Raw genomic sequence first — 20,651 nt, 5'->3', positions numbered from 1 at the left:
CGCGCGCGGCGGCTGGTAGAATGCGGCATGGATTTCAGCAACCACTTCCTGATCGCGATGCCCGGGATGAACGACCCGAACTTCAGCGCGACCGTGACCTACGTCATCAACCACGGTGAAGACGGCGCGATGGGTGTGGTGATCAATCAACCCACCGACTACTCGGTCGCGGACGTGCTCGGTTCGCTCTCCCTCGCCGCGCCGGCCGAGCCCACCGCCAGTCAGCCGGTGATGCGCGGCGGCCCGGTGGAGCCGCAACGCGGCATCGTGCTGCACCGCGACGATGGCCAGTACGACTCGAGTATCGAAATCGACAACACCCTGACGGTCACCACGTCCCGCGACGTGCTCGACCAGCTCTCCGAGGGTACCGGTCCGCGCGAGTTTCTGCTTGCGCTCGGCTACGCCGGCTGGTCGAGCGGCCAGCTCGAGCACGAAATCAGCGAGAACACCTGGCTGACCTGCCCGGCCGACAGCCGCATCGTCTTCGATGTGCCGCCAGCCCAACGCCTCGACGAAGCTGCAGCCCTGCTCGGAGTCGACCTCACGCGCATCGACCCGCAGACGGGCCATGCCTGAGCACGCACGCACGGTGCTCGGTTTCGACTACGGCGAGCGCCGGATCGGTGTGGCCGTCGGCCATTGCGAGACCGGCCTGGCCAACCCCTTGACGACGGTGACAAACCCCGGTGACGAAACCGATTGGCCCGCCCTCATGCAGTTGATCCGGGACTGGCGACCCGATGCGCTTGTGGTGGGCATTCCGACCCACATGGACGGCAAGGCCACGGCCATGACCCGCCGGGCGAGCCGGTTTTGCGATGAGCTGGCGACCCGCAGCGCCCTGCCCACGCACCCCGCGGATGAGCGGGCGAGCTCGCGCGCGGCCGAGCACATCCTGAAATCCAACCGACAACAAGGCCGGCGGCGCGCCAAACGGGGCGACACCGACAAGGTTGCCGCCGCGCTGATATTGCAACAGTGGATGGAGTCGCACGATGGTGATTGCTGACAGCACCCGCATCGCACACTGGCTGGACGCCATGGCCACAGACCTCGAGGCCCTGCTGGGTGACGCGGTCGCAGACACACGTGTGGTCGGCATTCGCACCGGTGGCGTCACGATTGCCCAGCAACTGCATGCGCGCCTCGGGTGCACCGCACCGGTGGGTGAGCTCAACATCACCTTCTACCGCGACGACTTCAGCCGCACCGGCATCCACCCGCACGTCGGGCCGTCCGCCCTGCCCGCCGGGATAGACGATCAGACGGTCCTGCTGGTCGACGATGTCCTGTTCAGCGGGCGTACGATCCGCGCCGCGCTCAACGAGGTGTTCGACTTCGGCCGACCCTCGCGCGTGGTGCTCGCCGTGCTCGTCTCCCGCCCGGGGCGCGAGCTGCCGGTTCAGGCGGACGTGACCGGTCACCGCTTCGACTCCGCCGAGGCGGCACACCTCAAGCTGTCCACCGACCCACTGGCCCTGAGCCAGATGAACACGCGACCATGACGCCCACACACCCCGCCAGCCAGCCGATTGCCGCGAGACAACTCGACGACCAGGGCCGCTTGCTGCATTTTCTCAGCACCGAGGGACTGCCCGCGTCGATCCTCAACGACATCCTCGACACCGCGTCGAGCTTCATCGACGAGAACGACGCCGCGGTCAAGAAGGCGCCCCTGCTGCGCGGCAAGACCGTCGCAAACCTCTTTTTCGAGAACAGCACGCGAACGCTCACAACCTTCGAGCTGGCGGCGAAACGCCTCTCGGCGGATGTCCTGAACATCAACATCCGGACTTCTTCGACGGCCAAGGGCGAGTCGCTGCTGGACACCCTGCAGAACCTGCAAGCCATGCTCTGCGACATGTTCGTGATCCGCCACGCCGAATCGGGTGCGGTGCACTTCATCACCGAGCACGTTCAACGGGGCGTCAGCGTGATCAACGCCGGCGACGGACGGCACGCGCACCCGACACAGGCCATGCTCGACATGCTGACCATCCGGCGCAAGAAAGGCGCCTTCGAGCCCTTGTCGGTGGCCATCGTGGGGGACCTCGCGCATTCGCGGGTCGCACGCTCAGAGATTCACGCGCTGCGCACGCTCGGCGTGTCGGACTTGCGTCTGGTCGGCCCGACCACCCTGGTGCCCGACGCCTTCGCCGAACTTGGCGGGGAGGTCCACCGCAGCATGCAGAGCGGGCTCGACGGCGTCGACGTGATCATCATGCTGCGGCTGCAGCGTGAGCGCATGGCCGGCGCGCTGTTGCCGAGCAGCCGCGAATACTTCGAGCACTACGGCCTGACCGAAGCACGCCTGGCCTGCGCCAAACCCGATGCGATTGTCATGCACCCCGGGCCGATCAACCGCGGCATCGAGATCGCGTCCAGCGTGGCCGACGGCCCGCAATCGGTGATCCTGCAGCAGGTGACCTACGGCCTGGCGGTGCGCATGGCAGTGATGTCCATCGTTGTCGGCAACAGCACCACCGCAGGAGCACCGGCATGACCGCCTTCAGCCTGCTCGGTGGCCGGGTCATCGACCCGGCGCGTGGACACGACGCCGTCGGCGACCTGCACGTGGTCAACGGCGTGATCAGCACGACGCCCGCGGCCGACGCGCCCACCCACGATGTCACTGGCCATTGGGTGTTGCCCGGTCTGGTTGACCTGCACGCGCGCCTGGCCGCGTCCGGGCGCGCCGTGGCCGGGCGCGCGCACGTGCTGCACACCGCCCGGCAAAATGGCATCACCTCGCTCTGCATCGGCCCGGACATGGAGCCAACGCTCGACAGCGTTGCAGCGCTCGAGCAGCTCTCCCACTTCACGACGCAGGCCCGTGCCACGCGCGTTCACCCGATCGGGGCGCTGACTCAGGGGCTTGCGGGCGAGCAGCTCGCCGAGCTCGCCACGCTCTCGGGCGCCGGCTGTGTCGCCTTCGGTGACCTCGGGCGCACCACCGCCGACGCCCGCGTGTTGTTGCGCGCCATGCGCTACGCGGGCAATTTCGACCTGACCGTGTTCGTGCAGCCCAACGACCCCTGGCTGGCCGCCGGCGGCTGCGTCAACGACGGGCCGATCGCCCACCGGCTCGGCCTGCCGGGCGTACCCGCCAGCGCCGAGACCGTCGCGGTATCGCTCTGGCTGGAGCTGTGCCGCGAGACCGGGACACGGCTGCATTTCAACAAACTCTCGACAGCCCGCAGTGTGGCGCTGGTGCGCGCGGCGCAGGCCGACGGCTTGCCCGTCACTGCCGACACCAGCCTGAACCACACCTTCTTCGACGACAGCGCCTTGGCAGGCTTCGAAAACCGGTTCAAGGTCTGGCCGCCGCTGCGCGGTGCAAACGACCGCGCGGCCTTGCGCGCGGGCTTGCTGGACGGCACGCTGACCGCCGTCTGCTCGGACCACTGCACCCACGGCGTCGACGACATCCTCGCGCCACTGCAGTCGGCTGAGGCCGGAGGCGAGACCTTCGATGTGCTGTTGCCCGCAGTCGCGTCGCTCGGCGACACCCTCGGTGCCAGCCCTGCGGTCGCACTGCGCTGGTTGACCGCCGGTCCCGCTGCCGTGCTGCGCACGCCGGTGGGGAGCCTTGCGAACGGCGCGGCAGCCGACCTCTGTGTGTTCGACCCCACGGTCGACTGGGTGTTTGGCGACACGGCCGGCGCGGCACAGCCCCACTCGCCCTGGCGCGGCGCGCGCCTGCGGGGGCGCGTGGTCGGCACCGCGCTCGCGGGTGACTATCGACCCGTGGCCCGTTAAAAAAAACGGGGCCGATGGCCCCGTTTTGCGCTGGTTCCGCGGGCGCCTCAGCGCCGACCGCGGATCATGTGCGAGGCCTTCGGATCCTCGGTGTCGTCCACGTCTTCGAGCTCGATGCCAGCGCTCAGCGTGTCGGCGTCCCCCGAGTCCGCCAACTTCAGGCGGATGCGCAGGTCGTTCGCCGAATCCGAGTTGCGCAAGCCCTCTTCCTCGGTGATGTGGCCGGCCGAGATCAGATCGAACAACGACTGGTCGAAGGTCTGCATGCCGAGTTCGCGCGACTTCCCCATCAGCGACTTGATCGCAGCCTGGTCGCCCTTGGCGATCAGCTCGGTCATCAGCGGCGTGTTCAGCATGATCTCGACTGCGGGCACGCGGCTGTGGCCGTCCTTCTTGCGGATCAGGCGCTGTGACACGATCGCGCGGACCGTCAGCGACAGCTCGTACAGCAGGCGGTGGCGGTCTTCCTTGGGGAAGAAGCTCGCAACACGCTCGAGCGCGTGGTTGGTCGAGTTCGCGTGCAGGGTGCAGAGCGCGAGGTGGCCGGTCTCGGCGATTTCCATCGCACGCTCCATGGCTTCCCGGTCACGCACCTCACCGATGAGGATCACGTCGGGCGCCTGTCGCAGGGCGTTCTTCAGCGCAATGTGAAAGTTGTCGGTGTCCATCCCGACTTCCCGCTGACTCACGATGCTTTTCTTGTGCGAGTGAATGTACTCGACCGGGTCTTCGATGGTGATGATGTGCCCGGAACTGGTCCGGTTGCGGTGGTCAATCAGCGACGCAAGTGTCGTCGACTTGCCCTGGCCGGTGGCACCGACGAGGAACACCAGACCCCGTTTCGCCATGACCGTCTCGCGCAGGACACCCGGCATGCCGAGCTCCTCGAGCGGCGGGATGCGAGTCGCTATCTGGCGAACCACCATCGACACGCTGCCGCGTTGCACGTAGGCGTTGATACGAAAACGGGAGACGTCAGGCACGCTGACCGCGAAGTTGGCCTCGTTGGTTTCGACAAACTCGTCGCGCAGCCGCTGGTCCATCAGCGAGGTCACGATCGCCAGGGTCTGCGGCGGCATGAGCTTCTCTTCGCTCACCGGCCGCAGCTCTCCGTTGATGCGCATCATCGGCGGCGCGCCGGCGGCAATGTACAGATCCGACGCGTTGTGGTTCGCCAACAGGTGCATGAGTTCGAAGGCGTATTTGCGCGCCTTCTCGGTGGCGGATACGTCCGTCATCGTCTTGCCCTCCTGCTCAGGCAGCCGCGACGATATCGGGGTTGGTTGCCTTGCGACGTGCATCCATCTTGTCGACATCCCCCATCGCCACGAGGTTTTTCAGGTTCTGGTCAAGCGTCTGCATACCGAGCTGCTGACCGGTTTGGATCACCGAGTACATCTGCGCCACCTTGTCCTCGCGGATCAGGTTGCGGATCGCAGGTGTGCCCAACATGATTTCGTGCGCGGCAATCCGGCCGCCGCTGATGCGCTTGAGCAGGGTCTGCGAGATGACCGCACGCAGGGACTCCGAGAGCATCGCGCGCACCATGGATTTCTCGTCACCGGGGAAGACGTCGATGATCCGGTCGATGGTCTTTGCGGCGGAGCTGGTGTGCAAGGTGCCAAACACCAGGTGGCCGGTCTCGGCTGCGGTCAACGCCAGGCGAATGGTTTCCAGGTCACGCAGCTCGCCGACCAGAATCGTGTCGGGGTCTTCACGCAGCGCCGAGCGCAGCGCGTCCGAGAAACTGTGGGTGTCGCGGTGGACTTCGCGCTGGTTGATCAGGCACTTCTTGCTCTTGTGCACGAATTCGATCGGATCCTCGATGGTGAGGATGTGGCCGAGTTCGGTTTCGTTCTTGTGGTTCACCATCGCTGCCAGCGTGGTCGACTTGCCCGAACCGGTGGGGCCGGTGACCAGTACCAGCCCTCGGGGGTAGGCAGAGATCTCGCGGAAGATCGCGGGTGTCGCGAGATCCTCGAGGGTCAGGACCTCGGAGGGGATGGTCCGGAACACCGCCGCCGCGCCACGTGACTGGTTGAACGCGTTGACACGAAAACGGGCAATGTCAGGCAGTTCGAATGAGAAGTCTGTCTCCAACCGCTCCTCGTATTCCTTGCGGTTGTTGTCGTTCATGATCTCGTAGATCAGGTTGTGGACTTCCTTGTGGCCCATCTCGGGCGCGTTGATGCGCCGCATGTCACCGTCCACGCGGATCATCGGTGGCAGGCCGGCCGACAGGTGCAAATCCGACGCGTTGTTCTTGACGCAAAACGAGAGGAGCTGTGCAATGTCCATTATTCAATCCTGTACAGTTATGAGCAGTGCCGAGGTGCGCACCCCCCGACACCGAGCGTCCACGGCTGGCGACCTATCACCCGCACACCCGTCCACACTTTCAATCGGCTGACCACGCACCATGAGCCAGTCCCACGATGTCGCGCGCCATCTGAACCTAATTCGGCAGCGCATTGCAGATGCTGAAGTCCAGGCCGGTCGCGCACCCGGCAGCGTGCGCTTGCTCGCGGTCAGCAAGACCAAGCCGGTCGCTGCCCTGCAGGCGGCGATCGACGCCGGCCACACGGTTTTCGGTGAGAACTACCTCGGTGAAGCGCTTGAAAAGATTGAGCAACTCGCTGGCCAAGGCTGCGAGTGGCATTTCATCGGAGCCATCCAATCAAACAAGACCCGACCGATCGCCACGCACTTCGATTGGGTTCACTGCGTCGACCGCGCAAAGATTGCGCAACGTTTGAGTGACCAGCGACCCGAAGGGCAGCCTTATTTGAACGTGTGCATACAAGTCAACGTCGACCGAGAGGACAGCAAGGCCGGTGTTCTGCCCGAGGCAGTCACGGCGCTGGCTGCCGACGTCGCCGCCCTGCCCCGGTTGCGGTTGCGCGGGCTGATGGCCATCCCGCTGGCGACCGATGACACCGATCGCCAGCGCCAGAGTGCACGGGCGCTGCACACCCTGTTCGACACCCTCGCGGCCGACCACCCCGGGCTCGACACACTGTCGGTCGGCATGTCGGCCGACCTCGAGTCGGCGATTCTCGAGGGCTCGACGATGGTGCGGATCGGCACCGCGGTTTTCGGGGCCCGAGCACCGCGCACGACCAACTGATGCCAGGGCCTCTCAGGCCACGGCAAACTCGCTACACTGTGTGAACACAAGCCGCCGCGTCTGCCGCGGCGCCAGGAAAACCGATGACAGATTCACCGCTCAAGCAACTCCATGCGCTCGGCCAGAGCATCTGGCTCGACTACATCCACACCGACCTGATGCACAGTGGCGAGTTGGCGCGCCTGATCGAAAACGATGCGTTGCAGGGCCTGACCTCCAACCCGTCGATCTTCGAACAGGCGATCGCCAACACCGACGCCTACGACGAACGCCTGCGGGCTCTGGTCAGCGCGCAGCCCGAGCTGGACGCCAACAGCCTGTTTACCGAGCTGGCCCTGGTCGACATCGCGGCCGCCGCCGACGTGTTCGAACCGGTCTGGCGGGCGAGCCGCGGCGACGACGGCATGGTCAGCCTCGAGGTCAGCCCGACGCTCGCCCACGACGCCGACGCAACGGTCGCCGAAGCGCTGCAGCTGCACGCCCGGCTCGCGCGCCCCAACGTCATGATCAAGGTGCCCGGCACGAAGGCCGGCGTGACGGCCTTTGAAGAACTCACCGCACAGGGCGTGAGCGTGAATGTCACGCTGCTGTTTTCCGTCGAGCGCTACCGCGAAATCGCAGCCGGCCACCTGCGGGGCCTGCACCGTCGCCTCGCGGCAGGTCAGTCCGTCAGCGGGATCGCATCGGTCGCCAGCTTTTTCATCAGCCGGGTCGACACCGCCGTCGACGCTGCGCTCGACTCTCAGGGAAGTGACGACGCCAAGGCGCTGATGTCGACGATCGCAATCGCCAACGCCAAGGTGGCGTGGGGCCACTACCAGAACCTCTACGGCGGCGAGGCCTGGCAGCCCCTGGCCGACGCCGGCGCGTTGCCGCAGCGTCTGCTCTGGGCGAGCACCGGCACCAAGAACCCGGACCTGCCCAAGACCCACTACATCGACACGCTGATCGGCCCCGACACGGTCAACACCGTGCCGCCGGCCACCCTGGACGCGTACCGTGACGCTGGCCAGCCCGCGGCCACGCTCGCGGACGGGCTCGAGACCGCATCGGCAGCGCTCGCGACGCTCGCCGAGCTCGGGGTCGACCTCGACGCGATCACGGCGACCCTCGAAGACCAGGGTGTCGCGTCGTTCGACGACGCCTTCGCACGCCTGCTCGCAGCGATCGAGAGCAAACGGGCGGCGCTCGCACCGTGACCTCGGCGAGTTCGGACGCGCTGCTCGGGTTTGTCGGCGGCGGCAACATGGCGAGCAGCCTGATCGGTGGCCTGGTCAAGGGTGGGCACGCAGCCGAACGGATCGGGGTTGTCGACCCGAGCGAAGCCCAACGCGATGCGCTGGCGCGCGACTTCGGTGTGCAGGTGGCCGATTCGGCCGAGGCGGTCGCCGGCGCAGCCGCGGTGGTGATCGCGGTCAAGCCCCACATCGTCGAAGCCGCGTGCCGGGGCCTGGCGCCGACACTCACCTCCGACACGCTGGTGATCTCGGTCGCCGCGGGCACCCTGAGCGACCACATCGCCCTGTGGCTTGGCGGGCACGACCGTGTGGTGCGCTGCATGCCCAACACACCCGCACTCTACGGTGTCGGCGCCTCGGTGTTGCACGCGTCGACGCACGTGAGCGAGGCACAGCGCACGCTGGCACAGTACATCCTCGCCGCGGCCGGTGCCGTCTGGTGGGTCGACGAGGAGCCACAACTCGACGCCGTGACCGCGCTCAGTGGCAGCGGGCCGGCCTACGGATTTCTGCTGATCGAGGCCATGACCGACGCAGGCCATGGGCTCGGCCTGCCGCGCGAACTGGCCGAGCAACTGGCGGTACAAACGTTGCTCGGCTCAGCAACCATGGCGCAACAGGACGACCGCGGTCCCGCCGCCCTGCGTGAGGGCGTCACCTCCAAGGGTGGCACCACCGCCGCGGCACTGAACACATTTGAACGCGGCCAATTCCGAGCGCTCGTCGCCAGCGCGATGACCGCCGCTCGAGACCGGGCGCGCGAGCTCGCGCAGCCCACAGGAGAGACGTCATGAGTGCTGGTCCGTTGTCAGAGGCCGCGAGCCTGGTTCTCAACACCGCGTTCTACCTGTACACGCTGGTCGTCGCCGTGCGTTTCCTGATGCAGGCCACGCGAGCCGACTACTACAACCCGCTGGCGCAATCCGTGGTGTCGCTGACCAACCCGGTCCTCAAACCGCTTCGCCGCTTCGTGCCCGGTTTTGCGAGTCTCGACATCGCCGCCCTGGTGCTGTGCCTGCTGTTGATCATCCTCAAACTGGCGGTGTTTTCAGGCCTGGGGCTGCCGCGCGTCGACGTGGCGGGCTTCGGGTTCAACGCCAGCCAGCTCGGCCCGATGCACTGGCTGCTGCTCGCACCGTTCGAACTCGCCAACATGATGCTCAACATCTTCCTGGTCGGCATCATCATCCTCGCGGTGATGAGTTGGGTCGGTGGCATGGACAACCCGATCGCCAGCGTGCTCCACGACATCACCCGACCGGTCACTGACCCGGTGCGGCGCTGGGTCAAGCCGATGGGCGGGCTGGACCTGTCACCGATTGTCGCGTTGCTGCTCATCCAGTTGGTCAAGATCCTCGTGCTGCAGCCCTTGTTGCGCGCGCTGCTCTGAACTTGTCCGCCGTTGAGACGTCACACTCCGTCGAAGCCTCCACAGGACCGTGAGACCGTGCTGAATCGCCGTACCGCACTGATGCTGCCTTTTGCCGCGATCGCGCCGACTGCAGTGCAGGCCGGCAACCGTGCAGAGGACTGCGGGGGCTTCATTGCGTTGTACCGAACCATGCCGACGTCGGCGCTCAACCCGAACACCGCAACCCGCCTGGAGATCGAGCCCGGGTCCAACACCGGTCTGATAACCGTGCTGTTGCAGAACAAGGGCGACAACCGGGCACTCACAGGACGCCTGGACCTGGTGCTCAGCAATGCCGAAGGCCGTATGTCTTCCCTGCGCTTACGCGAGGTGCGGGACAGGGGTCACACGCTGTATGTAGCAATTTTCGACTACAATAGCGGTGAGGAACTCACCTTCGCATTGACCGTTGACGTCAGCGGCGAGCCCCCGCGCAGCTTCAAATTCGTCGATCGGCTCAACTGAGCTCCCGACCCCTCCTGTCCAGACTTGCATAAACCACTGGATGCTGCAAAAACAGCATATATATAGCGTTTTTCAAAAAAATCCAGTGGAACTGTGCTATCTTTCGTGCCGCTGATTCAGGCAAAGCGCCACCGTTTCGGGGCGCAGTTTCATCCACACCTCTTCAGGACACTGACAATGGCTGCAAAGAAAAAGGCCACCGCGAAAAAAGTGGCGGCCGCCAAACCGGCACCAAAAGCCCCGACCAAGTCGGAAATTCTCAACCACATCGCCGGTGAAACCGAGCTGAGCCGGAAGGAAGTCCAGGCCGTGCTCGATTCTCTGAGTGGCATGATCGCGAAGAACCTCAAACCGCGTGGCCCGGGCATCTTCTCCGTGCCGGGTCTGATGAAAATCAAAGTGGTCAAGAAGGCCGCCACGCGTGCACGCAAGGGCGTCAACCCCTTCACCGGCGAAGAGATCATGATCAAAGCCAAGCCGGCGCGCAAAGCGGTCAAGATCCTGCCGCTGAAAAACCTCAAGGACATGGTCTGACCCCAGGCCGTTGCGGGCAGCCGGCTTCACACTACCGTGACCGGCTGCTCACACCCCGCGCTCGCCTCCCGAGCGCGCCGGTTTTCGTGTCCCGACGAAACCTTCCCCATCTGTGCTATTCAAACGCGGTGCACCATACTTTAAAGTGACGGCGCGTCGCGCCCGCCCCTGTGCGGCACTCACCCGGTCAGTTGATCCCCACCATGCAAAGCACGATGCCCGTCGCCAACCGCACCAACCAGGTCGCCGCATCCGCGGCCACGGTGGTGTTGGTGGCGCTGTTGGGTTACGCGCTGGCGATGCTGGCGATCGGGTTGCTGCCGGCCAACGCCAACACCGGCTCGGTCGAACCCATCCTTGGCAAAACCAGCACCGCGGTGCGCACCGGCAACGCCGCAGACCGGGCCGCTGCGGCGAGTTTGTTCGGTGAAGCCAAGGCCGAGCCCGTGATCGCAAAGGTCGAGCCGGCGCGGGAAGCGCCGGTCACCCGACTGAACCTCCGCCTGCTTGGCGTGCTCGCCACCGACGACACCCAACCCGGCTACGCGGTGATTGCCGGCGGAGCCGGTGAACAGGTGCTGGGCGTTGGCGACGCGGTCGACAGCGCCACGTTGCGCGAGATCCACGCCTCACACGTGATCATCGAAAACCGGGGCGCACTCGAACGCCTCGAGCTGCCCAAGCTCGACCTCAGCGTCGGGGTCGCAGCGTCGGTGGCACCGACACCCCAGCCTGGCACACCGAGTGTGAGCAACGTCAACGCGGGCGGCGGCCTGGTGGACGTCTCCACCTTGCCGCAGACACCCGGTGAGCTGCGCGACTACCTGGTGCGCAACCCGGCCACCATCCAGCAGTTGGTGAGCATCGGCGCGCACCGGGAGAACGGCAAGGTCGTGGGCTACCGGCTCATGCCCAAACAGGATTCGGCCATCTTGCGCAACTACGGCATTGAGCCGGGCGACGTCGTGACCAGCCTCAATGGTGTGCGACTGGACAACCAGCGGCGCGGGCTGAAAGCGCTGCGGCAACTGGTGACGGCCAGCAACATCGACATGGTGGTCATGCGCAACGGCGCCGAGATCCCGATCAGCATCGCCTTGCAGTAGCCACCCGCGCGCCTGCCCACCGGCGCCCATCGACCCGCGCCGATATCCCCTCTCGCACCCCTGTCTGCCGCAGTGGCGGTGTCTCGACGGTGCCAAGAAACTGGCGTAGCAGATCGCTGCAAATTTGCAACTCTTTTTCGTGATCACGTTGAAATTTTTATACAATGCTCGACCGATCAGCGTCTTGCGCGATCAAATTAGAGCGGAGTCAAGGACTTGTACACGAATCAGCACAGCAGGTTTGCACGCGTACTCGCAATTTTTGCCGCGCTGTCGGTCGTGTCCCCGGCGTTTTCGGCCGACGAGAATCTGACAGAGGGCCCCGACGGCAACTTCACGCTCAACCTGCCCAACGCCGACATCAGCTCGCTGATCACCCTCGTGTCGCGCAAGACCGGCAAGAATTTCATCGTCGACCCACGGGTCAAGGCGAAAGTCACGGTGATTTCCTCGACGCCGACCAACGCCGAAGAACTCTACGAAGTCTTTCTTTCGGTGCTGCAGGTGCACGGTTTTGCGGCGGTGGAGGCGGGCGACCTGATCAAGATCCTGCCCGAAGTCACGGCCCGCACGGGGCCAGTGCCCAACCTCAATACCGACACCAACACCGACAGTGATCAATTGGTCACGCACGTGATCAAGCTCAACAACGTCTCCGCAGCCCAGCTCGTTCCGATCCTGCGCCCCCTGGTGCCGCAGCAGGGGCACCTGGCGGCAAGCCCGAACACTAACCAACTTGTCATCACTGACCGTGCGTCCAACGTCGCGCGCCTGGTGCAGATCATCCGCCGCATCGACGTGGCAGACACCGGTTCGGTCGAAGTGATCAAACTCAGCCATGCGTCCGCGTCAGAGCTGATCCGAATCGTCAACACGCTCGAGTCACAAAACCAGGTGCCCGGCGACGTCGGCAGCTCACTCAAGCTCGCCGCCGATGACCGGACCAACAGCCTGCTGATCAGCGGCGACCAGGGCGCGCGCCTGCGTGTCCGCGGGCTCGTGGCCCACCTCGACACGCCGCTGGAGACCGGTGGCGGCACCAAGGTCGTCTACCTCAAGTACGCCAAGGCCGAGGACCTGGTGAGCATCCTGACCGGCGTGTCGCAGGGCCAGTCGAAGATCGGCATCGCCGACGCAGCCGAGGGCGACGTTCAGAGCGCGGCACAGCCCGCGATCACCGACGGTCAGGTGCTGCAACAGCAACAACAACAGCAGCTGGTCGCCAACGTGACCGGCGGCGCGATACAGGTCAGCACCGAGAGCAACGTCGACATCCAGGCCGACCCGCAGACCAATGCGCTGATCATCACGGCCCCGCCCGGTGAAATGCGCAACATCCTCTCGGTGGTGCGTCAGCTCGACATCCGGCGGGCGCAGGTGCTGGTCGAGGCAATCATCGCCGAAGTCTCGGAAAACACCGTGCGGGAACTCGGCGGCAACCTCGTCATCGACGGCACACCAAAGGGCCTGCCGGCGGTCGCCACCAACCTCGGCAACTTTTCCACCGAAGCCGCGAACCTCGCGGCGATCGCAGCGGGCACCGGCACCAACCTCGGCGCCGGTTTCTCGGCGTTGTTCGGTGGCGAAGGCGACCGGGGGTCGATTGGCTACCTGCTGCGTGCGATCGCGTCGGATTCGGAAAACAACATCCTCTCGACGCCGTCGCTGGTCACGCTCGACAACGAAGAGGCGTCGATCATTGTCGGCTCCAACGTGCCGATCATCACCAGCACACAGCTTTCGAGCAGCAACAACAACCCGTTCCAGACCATCGATCGCGAAGACATCGGCGTGAAACTCACGATCAAGCCGCAGATCAACGAAGGCGACACGATCAAGCTCGACATCGAGCAGGAGGTCTCGCAGATCGAGGACGACTCCACCACGGGCGCCTCCGACATCGTGACCAGCAAGCGGACCATTGTCACAAGCGTGTTGGTCGACGACGGCCAGACGCTGGTGCTCGGCGGCCTGCTGTCGGACACGGTCAACGACAGCAAGGAGCGTGTGCCCGGGTTGAGCAGCATCCCGATCCTCGGCAACCTGTTCCGCTACAAGAGCCGCACCCAGCGCAAACGCAACCTGATGGTGTTCCTGCACCCGACCATCCTGCGCGACTCCCGCACCGCGTCCTACTATTCCAGTGAGAAATACAATTACTTGCGGACAAAGCAGTTGATTCCCGAGGACACGACCCGCGGTGGGCGCGGCATAGAGCGCGACAAACTGCCGGATTTCGACGTCTACTTCCGCGGCAAGCCGATCGGTGACATTGCCATGCGCAGTGCCGAGATTCTGCGCCAGCAAGACAAGGCCACGAGCATCACGCAGTGAGCGCACCGCGCCTGTCGGACGACGACCTGCTCGGTGAACCAACCGACGCCGACGACCCGCTCGCCCTGCCGCCTGAACCGGCGTTCAACCCGCTGCCGTACAGCTACGCCAAACGGCACCGGGTGCTGGTGCAGAGCGACGCCGAGGGCCAGATCGAGCTGGTGTTCACGCCCGAGACCAGCACCAGCGCGATCGTCGAAGCCCAGCGCAAAGCCGGCCGACCCACCCAGTTGCACGAGATGCAGCAGAGTGACTTCGACACCCAACTCGCCCGTTTCTACGAGTCGGGCCAGGCCACCAGCGACATCATCGACGACCTCGGCGACGAGTACAGCCTGAGCACACTCGCTGACGCCCTGCCCGAGCCCGAGGACCTGATGGAGTCCTCGGACGACGCGCCGGTCATCCGCCTGATCAACGCGATCCTCACCCAGGCGATCCGCGACGGTGCCTCCGATATCCACATCGAGCCCTTCGAAAAGGCGCTGCGCATCCGCTACCGGGTCGACGGGGTGATGCTTCACCTGTACGAGCCGCCGCGGGAGATCGCGCCGCTGATCATCTCCCGCATCAAGGTCATGTCCAAGCTCGACATCGCCGAGAAGCGCGTGCCCCAGGACGGACGCATCTCGGTGCGCGTCGCCGGCCGCCCGGTCGACGTGCGCGTGTCGACACTGCCGTCGGGCCACGGCGAACGGGTCGTCATGCGCCTGCTCGACAAGCAGGCCGGGCGGTTGCGCCTCGAGAAGCTCGGGATGGCCGACCACGCGCTCGACATGCTGCGCGAGATCCTCGGTCAACCTCACGGCATCCTGCTGGTGACAGGGCCGACCGGGTCGGGCAAGACCACCAGCCTCTACGCTGCGCTGACCGAGCTGAACGACGGCAAGAGCACGATCCTCACGGTCGAGGACCCGGTCGAGTACTACATCGACGGTATCGGTCAAACGCAGGTGAACCCCAAGGTCGACCTGGATTTTGCCCGGGGCCTGCGCGCCATCCTGCGCCAGGACCCGAACATCGTCATGGTCGGTGAGATTCGCGACCTCGAAACCGCGGAGATTGCCGTGCAGGCGAGCCTGACCGGTCACTTGGTGCTCTCGACCCTGCACACCAACACAGCCGTCGGCGCCGTGACGCGGCTACGCGACATGGGGGTCGAGCCCTTCCTGCTCTCGTCCTCGCTGATCGGTGTGGTAGCACAGCGCCTGGTTCGCGTCCTGTGCAACCACTGCAAGCGGCCGCACGAACCCTCGGACTCCGAGCGCGAGCTGCTGGGGATCCACGCCGACGACAGCCAGCAACTGCACACCGCCGTGGGCTGCGAACACTGCAAGGGCGAGGGCTATCAGGGGCGTTCGGGCGTGTACGAGGTCGTGGTAATCGACAATGCCCTGCGCAACATGATTCACGACGGCGCCAGTGAGCACGAGCTGGAACAGCACGCGCGCTCGCAGTCGCAGAGCATGTTCGAAGACGGCAAGCGGCGTGTGTTGGCGGGCCAGACCTCCCTCGAAGAAGTCTTGCGGGTCACCCGCGAAAGCTGATGCCGGCCTTCCAGTACGTTGCACTCACCCCCGAGGGCAAGGAGCGCAAGGGCATCATCGAGGGCGACAGCCCACGTCACATTCGAAACCAGCTGCGCGAGCAGGGACTGACACCGCTCAAGGTCGACGAGTCGGCGAGCGCGGAACGTCGTGCGTCGGCCGGCAGCGGCGGCGACCGTGTTCGCACGTTCCGAGGGCGCTTGAGCACCAACGAGTTGTCGCTGCTGGTCCGCCAGATTGCCACGCTGATCAACGCGGGCAGTCCGGTTGAGGAGGCGATCAGCGCGACCGCCACCTACTCCGAGAACACGCGGGTCAAGAGCCTGTTGCTGAACGTGCGCTCTCGCGTGCTCGAGGGACACACGCTCGCCGATTCCCTTGGGCAGTACCCGCGCGTGTTCCCCGAGATGTTCCGCGCCACCGTCGCGGCCGGCGAGCAATCCGGTCACCTCGATGGCGTGCTCGAGCGCCTCGCGGACTACACCGAAGACCGCCAGATGACCCAGGCCACGGTCAAGAAAGCGCTGGTGTACCCCGCCGTGATGATCGTTGCCAGTCTGGCCATCCTGTATGCCCTGCTGACCTTCGTGATGCCGCAGATGGTCGAGACCTTCGACAACCTCGGGCAGGACCTGCCCGACATCACCCAGATCCTGATCGGTGTGTCGGAGTTCACCCAGGCCTGGGGCAGCTACATCATCGTGGGCCTGGTGGCGCTGGCTTTCGGGTTCGAGCGCGCCATGCACATCGAAGGCTTCAAGGCCCGGGTGCACGCCCTGTGGCTGCGCATCCCACTGATTCGCTCCATGGTGCGCAGCGCAAACTCCGCGCAATTTGCCCGCACGCTCAGCATCCTCGCGGGCAGTGGGGTGCCGGTTTTGCAATCTCTGGACATTGCAGCGCAGGTCATCACCAACCGCCCAATGCGCCAGGCAGTGATCGGCGCCGCAGAGCGCGTGCGCGAAGGCGCGAGCCTGGCCAAGTCACTCGAGCGCTCCGCGCGCTTCCCGCCAATGATGGTTCACCTGATTGCCAGTGGCGAGGGCTCGGGTCGACTCGGCTTCATGCTCGACAAGGCCGCGAGTCACCTCGAGCGCGAGCAGGATTCGCTGATTTCCTCCTTCCTCGGACTGCTCCAACCGCTGATCGTCGTGGTCATGGGCGGCGCGGTCCTGGTGATCGTGCTGGGCATGCTCATGCCGATCTTCGAGCTCAACGCAATCGTGACCTGAGCCGCCGAGCGCTCAGTGGCGAAAGTGGCGCATGCCGGTGAAGACCATGGCCATGCCGTGCGCATCGGCCGCCGCGATCACCTCGTCGTCCCGCATCGACCCACCGGGCTGGATGACCGCCGTGATACCGACCTCGGCGGCGTTGTCGATGCCGTCGCGAAACGGGAAGAACGCGTCGGATGCCATCACCGACCCCGCCACAGCCAGGCCCTCGTCCTGCGCCTTGATGCCGGCGATGCGCGCCGAATACACGCGGCTCATCTGACCGGCGCCGATGCCCACCGTGGCGTGATCGCGGGCGTAGACGATGGCATTCGACTTGACGAATTTCGCGACCGACCACGCGAACTGCAGGTCACGCAGCTCCGCCGCGCTCGGTGGGCGTTGGCTGACAACCTTGAGGTCCGCCGCAGCCAGGCTGCCAAGGTCGAGATCCTGCACCAGCAGACCGCCCGTGACACTCTGCAAGCGATGCTGCGGTGCGGTGTCGCCCAGGTCGCCACACGCCAACACGCGGATGTTCGGCTTGGCCGCGGCGGCTGCACGCGCAGCGGCGTCGTAGTCCGGCGCAATCAGGACCTCGACAAACTGCTGGCCCAGGATCCGCTCCACCAGGGCAGCCTCCGGCGCAGCGTTGAAGGCAATGATGCCACCGAAGGCCGACGTCGGATCAGTGCGGTAGGCTGCGTCGTAGGCCGCTGCGAGGTCCGCAGCCGTTGCCACACCGCACGGGTTTGCGTGCTTGACGATCACACAGGCCGGCTCGTCGAACTGCCTGACACACTCGAGCGCCGCGTCGGCATCGGCAATGTTGTTGTATGAGAGGGCCTTGCCCTGCACCTGCTCGGCGCGCGCGATGGACGCCGCGCTCACGGCCGTGTCGCGGTAGAAGGCCGCGCGTTGATGCGGGTTCTCGCCGTAGCGCAGCACCTCCACCCGTTCGAACTGCGAGCTGAACACGGTTGGGTGGGTATCGACACCGTCACCCATGCGCGCACTGAGGTAGTTCGCGACGATACCGTCGTAGCGCGCCGTGTGGGCAAAGGCCTTGACCGCCAAGCGGTACCGGTATGCCAAGTCTGTACCACCGTCGGACTCGATGGAATCGATCAGTTCGACGTAGTCGGCCGGGTCAGTGACCACCGCCACATCGGCGTGGTTTTTCGCCGCTGCCCGGATCATGGCCGGCCCGCCGATGTCGATGTTCTCGATGGCCGTTTCGAGGTCGCAGCCCGGGTCCGCAGTGGCCTGCTCGAACGGGTAGAGGTTGACCACCACGAGGTCGATCGGCGGAATGTTGTGCGCTGCCATGGTGTCTTGATCGAGATCGCGGCGCCCGAGAATCCCGCCGTGAACACGGGGGTGGAGTGTTTTGACCCGACCCGCCATGATTTCCGGAAACCCGGTGTGTTGCGACACATCGATGACAGCCAGGCCCGCCTCACGCAGCAGCGTCGCGGTACCGCCCGTGGACAGGAGCTCGACACCGGCCGCACTCAGTGCCTTGGCCAGGGCCAGCAGGCCGGTCTTGTCGGACACGCTCAGGAGCGCGCGAGAGAGGCTTCGGCGGGAGGTCTGTGACATCGGTGAATTTGGCGCAACGGGTGAACACCGCAGTATACCGCCAGAGCGCAACGCGATCACGGCACACGCGTGGTACCTGATCCACAGAGAACCACAGCTGCATTATCTTGCCGGTGGGCGCTGAACGCGGCAATCAAAGGGTGATGTTCAGCTCTTTGAGCTTGCGACGCAAGGTGCCTCGGCTGATGCCGAGGATCTCGGCTGCGTGGCTCTGGTTACCGTCGACCTGGTCGACGACAAACTGGATCACGGCGCGTTCCGCCTGGACCATCACCATGCGGTGTACGCCGGTCGGTTTCTCGGAGCCGAGGGCCACAAAGTACTTCTCGAGTTCCGCCACGATGCAGTGCTCGACCGCACTGCCCTTCGCCGAGGCTTTCTTGACCGCGGAACTCATGCGACGTCTCTCTCGCCCGGCTCAGCCCAATCGGCCCACGACGGGGAGTCGTTGAAAAAGCCGGAGACCGCGTCGCACTGCGCTTCGGGTTTTTCGAGTGTATTGACGTGAGCACGAAACCTGGCAGCCCCCGGCTTGTCTTTACAGAACCACGTAATGTGCTTGCGGGCGATGCGTACACCGCGCTCTTCCCCGTACAGGCCGTACAGCTCGTTGAGATACCACATCAGGGCTTTGCCCCGTGCAGCGTCATCTGGCGCTGGGCGGATTTCGCCGGTGGCTACATAGTGGTTAATCGCGTCGAAGAGCCAGGGGTTCCCTTGTGCCGCGCGGCCGATCATGACCGCGTCGGCGCCCGTTTCATCGAGGACCTGCTTGGCGCGTTCAGGGGAATCGATGTCCCCGTTCGCGACCAGTGGCACGCTTACAGCATCGCGGATGCGTGCCACGGTTGCGAATTCTGCCGTGCCGGCAAAGCGGTCCGCACGGGTGCGGCCGTGCACGGCAAGGGAGGCGATACCGGCCCGCTCGGCTATCCGGGCAATCTCGACCCCGTTGCGCCGACTCGGATCCGTGCCCGTCCGGATCTTCAACGTTACGGGGACATCGACTGCGGCGACGACGGCGTCGAGTATGCGCGCGACCTGAGCCTCGTCTGCGAGCAGGGCGGACCCGGCTGCCTTGTTGCACACTTTCTTGGCAGGGCACCCCATGTTGATGTCGATGACTTCGGCGCCATAATCGACGTTGGCCCGCGCAGCGTCCGCCATCAGGGCCGGGTCGGCGCCGACAATCTGCGCAATTCTGGGTTGCTCCTCGCCGGAGTGGTCGAGCCGCGTGACAGACTTGCGACTACCGTACAGCGAGGTGTCTGCCGTCACCATTTCGGCCGTCACCGTGGCCGCACCGTGCCGGTGGCACAGCGCGCGAAACGGTTTGTCCGTGACACCTGCCATGGGCGCGAGCACGGCAACGCCGTCGATGCTGTAGGGGCCTATCTGCATGGGCTCGCGTGGCAAATTCAAGGCGGCCGGCAAGTCTAGTCTGTCTGGCGATCTAAGGCAAAATACGGATGCGTGCACGCGGCTGGCGAGGCAGATTCCGCCGCGTCGTTGCTGCGGCGCAACACGCCCTTTCAGTGAAATTCGAGGTCGAAGGAGACCGCGTCATCCCCGGGGTCAGCGACTTCCAGTTGCACATCGACAGCGCGTCCGGGTTGCATTAGTACGCTCGTGTCGAAGGTATCCAGGTACTCCGCCGGCGCGAATTCGCCACGCGCGACCACGTCGCCCGCCTGGTCGGTCATGCGCACACGCAACACGGGAAAGTCCTGGGCAAAGTGCGCGTCGTTGACCATCGCCAAACTGATCACCAGCGCGTCCACGCGGCTCGGGTGCGCGTAGATCTGGCGGCGCAGCAGGCGGATCGCCGAGTAGTCCTGTTGCGGTGTGACGTCGCACCCGACCCAGGCACACCACCGGCTGACAAGCGCATGCCCCGTGGGGTGGGACGCGAGCTGGTCACGCGCAAGGTGCAGCCCGCCGATACCAACCGCAGCCAGGGCCAGAACCCCACCCAAAGGGGCCCACCGCGGGCGCGGTGTCGGCGGCGCCGGGTTCGAGAGCACCGAACGCCGCTGTTGCACGGCCGGTGTCGATGCGCTTCCGCCCTCGACGTCTTCCCGTTCGAGGCTGTGCTTGCGCACACGGGGGTCGCCGGCGGGGTCCATGCCGACGGCCGAGTCCAGCTTGATGTGCTCGAGCGCGTCGAATTCGCCGAGGCACGCACCGCACCGCACCGTGGTCGCCCCCTTCAGCGCGCGGCTGTCGGTTCGCAGGTGGGATCCGCAATGTGGACATTCGACGATCATGGCATCACTGGCTCGCTCACAACGCCTCAAGGTGACGCAACGCG

At 65.4% G+C, this 20,651-nt stretch carries 21 protein-coding genes; 15 read left to right on the top strand and 6 right to left on the bottom strand.

Annotated features, from left to right (window positions below; translation table 11 throughout):
• The first annotated feature begins 27 nt into the window (after positions 1 to 27).
• From AAGA11_08780 to AAGA11_08760, 5 genes are read left to right on the top strand one after another with little or no spacing between them, the layout of a single operon-like run.
• Positions 28 to 579 carry a YqgE/AlgH family protein gene (locus tag AAGA11_08780; GenBank protein MEM9602945.1) on the top strand — a complete coding sequence of 184 codons (552 nt, stop codon included), beginning with the start codon at positions 28 to 30 and terminating at the stop codon, positions 577 to 579.
• Positions 572 to 1,012: a Holliday junction resolvase RuvX gene (gene ruvX / locus AAGA11_08775; GenBank protein ID MEM9602944.1), complete on the top strand. Its 441-nt coding sequence runs from the start codon at positions 572 to 574 to the stop codon at positions 1,010 to 1,012. The genes AAGA11_08780 and ruvX overlap by 8 nt, the downstream gene beginning before the upstream one ends.
• A complete protein-coding gene (pyrR, locus tag AAGA11_08770; GenBank protein ID MEM9602943.1) occupies positions 999 to 1,508 on the top strand; it encodes a bifunctional pyr operon transcriptional regulator/uracil phosphoribosyltransferase PyrR in 510 nt (169 codons plus the stop codon). Before ruvX ends, pyrR begins: the two co-directional genes overlap by 14 nt.
• Entirely contained in the window at positions 1,505 to 2,506 is a 1,002-nt protein-coding gene (locus tag AAGA11_08765; GenBank protein ID MEM9602942.1) for an aspartate carbamoyltransferase catalytic subunit, read from the top strand. Before pyrR ends, AAGA11_08765 begins: the two co-directional genes overlap by 4 nt.
• A complete protein-coding gene (locus tag AAGA11_08760) occupies positions 2,503 to 3,762 on the top strand; it encodes an amidohydrolase family protein (GenBank protein MEM9602941.1) in 1,260 nt (419 codons plus the stop codon). Before AAGA11_08765 ends, AAGA11_08760 begins: the two co-directional genes overlap by 4 nt.
• A 47-nt stretch (positions 3,763 to 3,809) precedes the next feature.
• Here AAGA11_08760 and AAGA11_08755 read toward each other — a convergent pair whose 3' ends face one another.
• Both AAGA11_08755 and AAGA11_08750 read right to left on the bottom strand, forming a co-directional pair.
• Positions 3,810 to 5,000 carry a PilT/PilU family type 4a pilus ATPase gene (locus AAGA11_08755; GenBank protein ID MEM9602940.1) on the bottom strand — a complete coding sequence of 397 codons (1,191 nt, stop codon included), beginning with the start codon at positions 4,998 to 5,000 and terminating at the stop codon, positions 3,810 to 3,812.
• A 16-nt stretch (positions 5,001 to 5,016) separates the two neighbouring features.
• A complete protein-coding gene (locus AAGA11_08750; protein ID MEM9602939.1) occupies positions 5,017 to 6,060 on the bottom strand; it encodes a type IV pilus twitching motility protein PilT in 1,044 nt (347 codons plus the stop codon).
• Between the two features lie 121 nt (positions 6,061 to 6,181).
• On the opposite strand from AAGA11_08750, the gene AAGA11_08745 reads away from it, so the two are divergent.
• The 10 genes from AAGA11_08745 (at position 6,182) to gspF (ending at position 16,756) form a co-directional block, all read left to right on the top strand.
• Positions 6,182 to 6,889, top strand: coding sequence for a YggS family pyridoxal phosphate-dependent enzyme (locus tag AAGA11_08745; protein ID MEM9602938.1), 708 nt, complete (start codon positions 6,182 to 6,184; stop codon positions 6,887 to 6,889).
• Positions 6,890 to 6,972: 83 nt separating this feature from the next.
• Entirely contained in the window at positions 6,973 to 8,088 is a 1,116-nt protein-coding gene (gene tal, locus AAGA11_08740; GenBank protein MEM9602937.1) for a transaldolase, read from the top strand.
• The gene (proC, locus tag AAGA11_08735) at positions 8,085 to 8,921 is read left to right on the top strand and encodes a pyrroline-5-carboxylate reductase (GenBank protein MEM9602936.1); all 837 of its coding nucleotides are present in this window, start codon (positions 8,085 to 8,087) and stop codon (positions 8,919 to 8,921) included. The genes tal and proC overlap by 4 nt, the downstream gene beginning before the upstream one ends.
• On the top strand, positions 8,918 to 9,517 hold the full coding sequence (locus tag AAGA11_08730) for a YggT family protein (GenBank protein MEM9602935.1): 600 nt from the start codon (positions 8,918 to 8,920) through the stop codon (positions 9,515 to 9,517). The genes proC and AAGA11_08730 overlap by 4 nt, the downstream gene beginning before the upstream one ends.
• A gap of 57 nt (positions 9,518 to 9,574) precedes the next feature.
• Complete coding sequence (locus tag AAGA11_08725) at positions 9,575 to 10,003, top strand: DUF4426 domain-containing protein (GenBank protein ID MEM9602934.1); 429 nt, start codon at positions 9,575 to 9,577, stop codon at positions 10,001 to 10,003.
• Positions 10,004 to 10,180: 177 nt separating this feature from the next.
• On the top strand, positions 10,181 to 10,537 hold the full coding sequence (locus AAGA11_08720) for an HU family DNA-binding protein (GenBank protein MEM9602933.1): 357 nt from the start codon (positions 10,181 to 10,183) through the stop codon (positions 10,535 to 10,537).
• 203 nt (positions 10,538 to 10,740) lie between these two features.
• Complete coding sequence (gene gspC, locus AAGA11_08715) at positions 10,741 to 11,643, top strand: type II secretion system protein GspC (protein ID MEM9602932.1); 903 nt, start codon at positions 10,741 to 10,743, stop codon at positions 11,641 to 11,643.
• Between the two features lie 216 nt (positions 11,644 to 11,859).
• Positions 11,860 to 13,977: a type II secretion system secretin GspD gene (gene gspD / locus AAGA11_08710; GenBank protein MEM9602931.1), complete on the top strand. Its 2,118-nt coding sequence runs from the start codon at positions 11,860 to 11,862 to the stop codon at positions 13,975 to 13,977.
• A gap of 65 nt (positions 13,978 to 14,042) precedes the next feature.
• Complete coding sequence (gspE, locus tag AAGA11_08705; protein ID MEM9602930.1) at positions 14,043 to 15,524, top strand: type II secretion system ATPase GspE; 1,482 nt, start codon at positions 14,043 to 14,045, stop codon at positions 15,522 to 15,524.
• Positions 15,524 to 16,756 carry a type II secretion system inner membrane protein GspF gene (gspF, locus tag AAGA11_08700; GenBank protein ID MEM9602929.1) on the top strand — a complete coding sequence of 411 codons (1,233 nt, stop codon included), beginning with the start codon at positions 15,524 to 15,526 and terminating at the stop codon, positions 16,754 to 16,756. Before gspE ends, gspF begins: the two co-directional genes overlap by 1 nt.
• Before the next feature lie 12 nt (positions 16,757 to 16,768).
• Here gspF and purH read toward each other — a convergent pair whose 3' ends face one another.
• From purH to AAGA11_08680, 4 genes are all read right to left on the bottom strand, one after another.
• Entirely contained in the window at positions 16,769 to 18,340 is a 1,572-nt protein-coding gene (gene purH, locus AAGA11_08695) for a bifunctional phosphoribosylaminoimidazolecarboxamide formyltransferase/IMP cyclohydrolase (protein ID MEM9602928.1), read from the bottom strand.
• A gap of 133 nt (positions 18,341 to 18,473) precedes the next feature.
• Positions 18,474 to 18,737, bottom strand: a complete 264-nt coding sequence (locus AAGA11_08690; protein ID MEM9602927.1) for a helix-turn-helix domain-containing protein — start codon at positions 18,735 to 18,737, stop codon at positions 18,474 to 18,476.
• Positions 18,734 to 19,741, bottom strand: coding sequence for a tRNA dihydrouridine synthase DusB (gene dusB, locus AAGA11_08685; protein MEM9602926.1), 1,008 nt, complete (start codon positions 19,739 to 19,741; stop codon positions 18,734 to 18,736). The genes AAGA11_08690 and dusB overlap by 4 nt, the downstream gene beginning before the upstream one ends.
• A gap of 131 nt (positions 19,742 to 19,872) precedes the next feature.
• The gene (locus AAGA11_08680) at positions 19,873 to 20,607 is read right to left on the bottom strand and encodes a zinc-ribbon and DUF3426 domain-containing protein (GenBank protein ID MEM9602925.1); all 735 of its coding nucleotides are present in this window, start codon (positions 20,605 to 20,607) and stop codon (positions 19,873 to 19,875) included.
• Positions 20,608 to 20,651 lie beyond the last annotated feature (44 nt).

The sequence above is a fragment of the Pseudomonadota bacterium genome (genome assembly GCA_039196715.1).
Classification (GTDB): Bacteria; Pseudomonadota; Gammaproteobacteria; order CALCKW01; family CALCKW01; genus CALCKW01.
The sequence above is the reverse complement of the archived record's forward strand: the minus strand, read 5'-3'. Positions and strand labels throughout refer to the sequence as shown.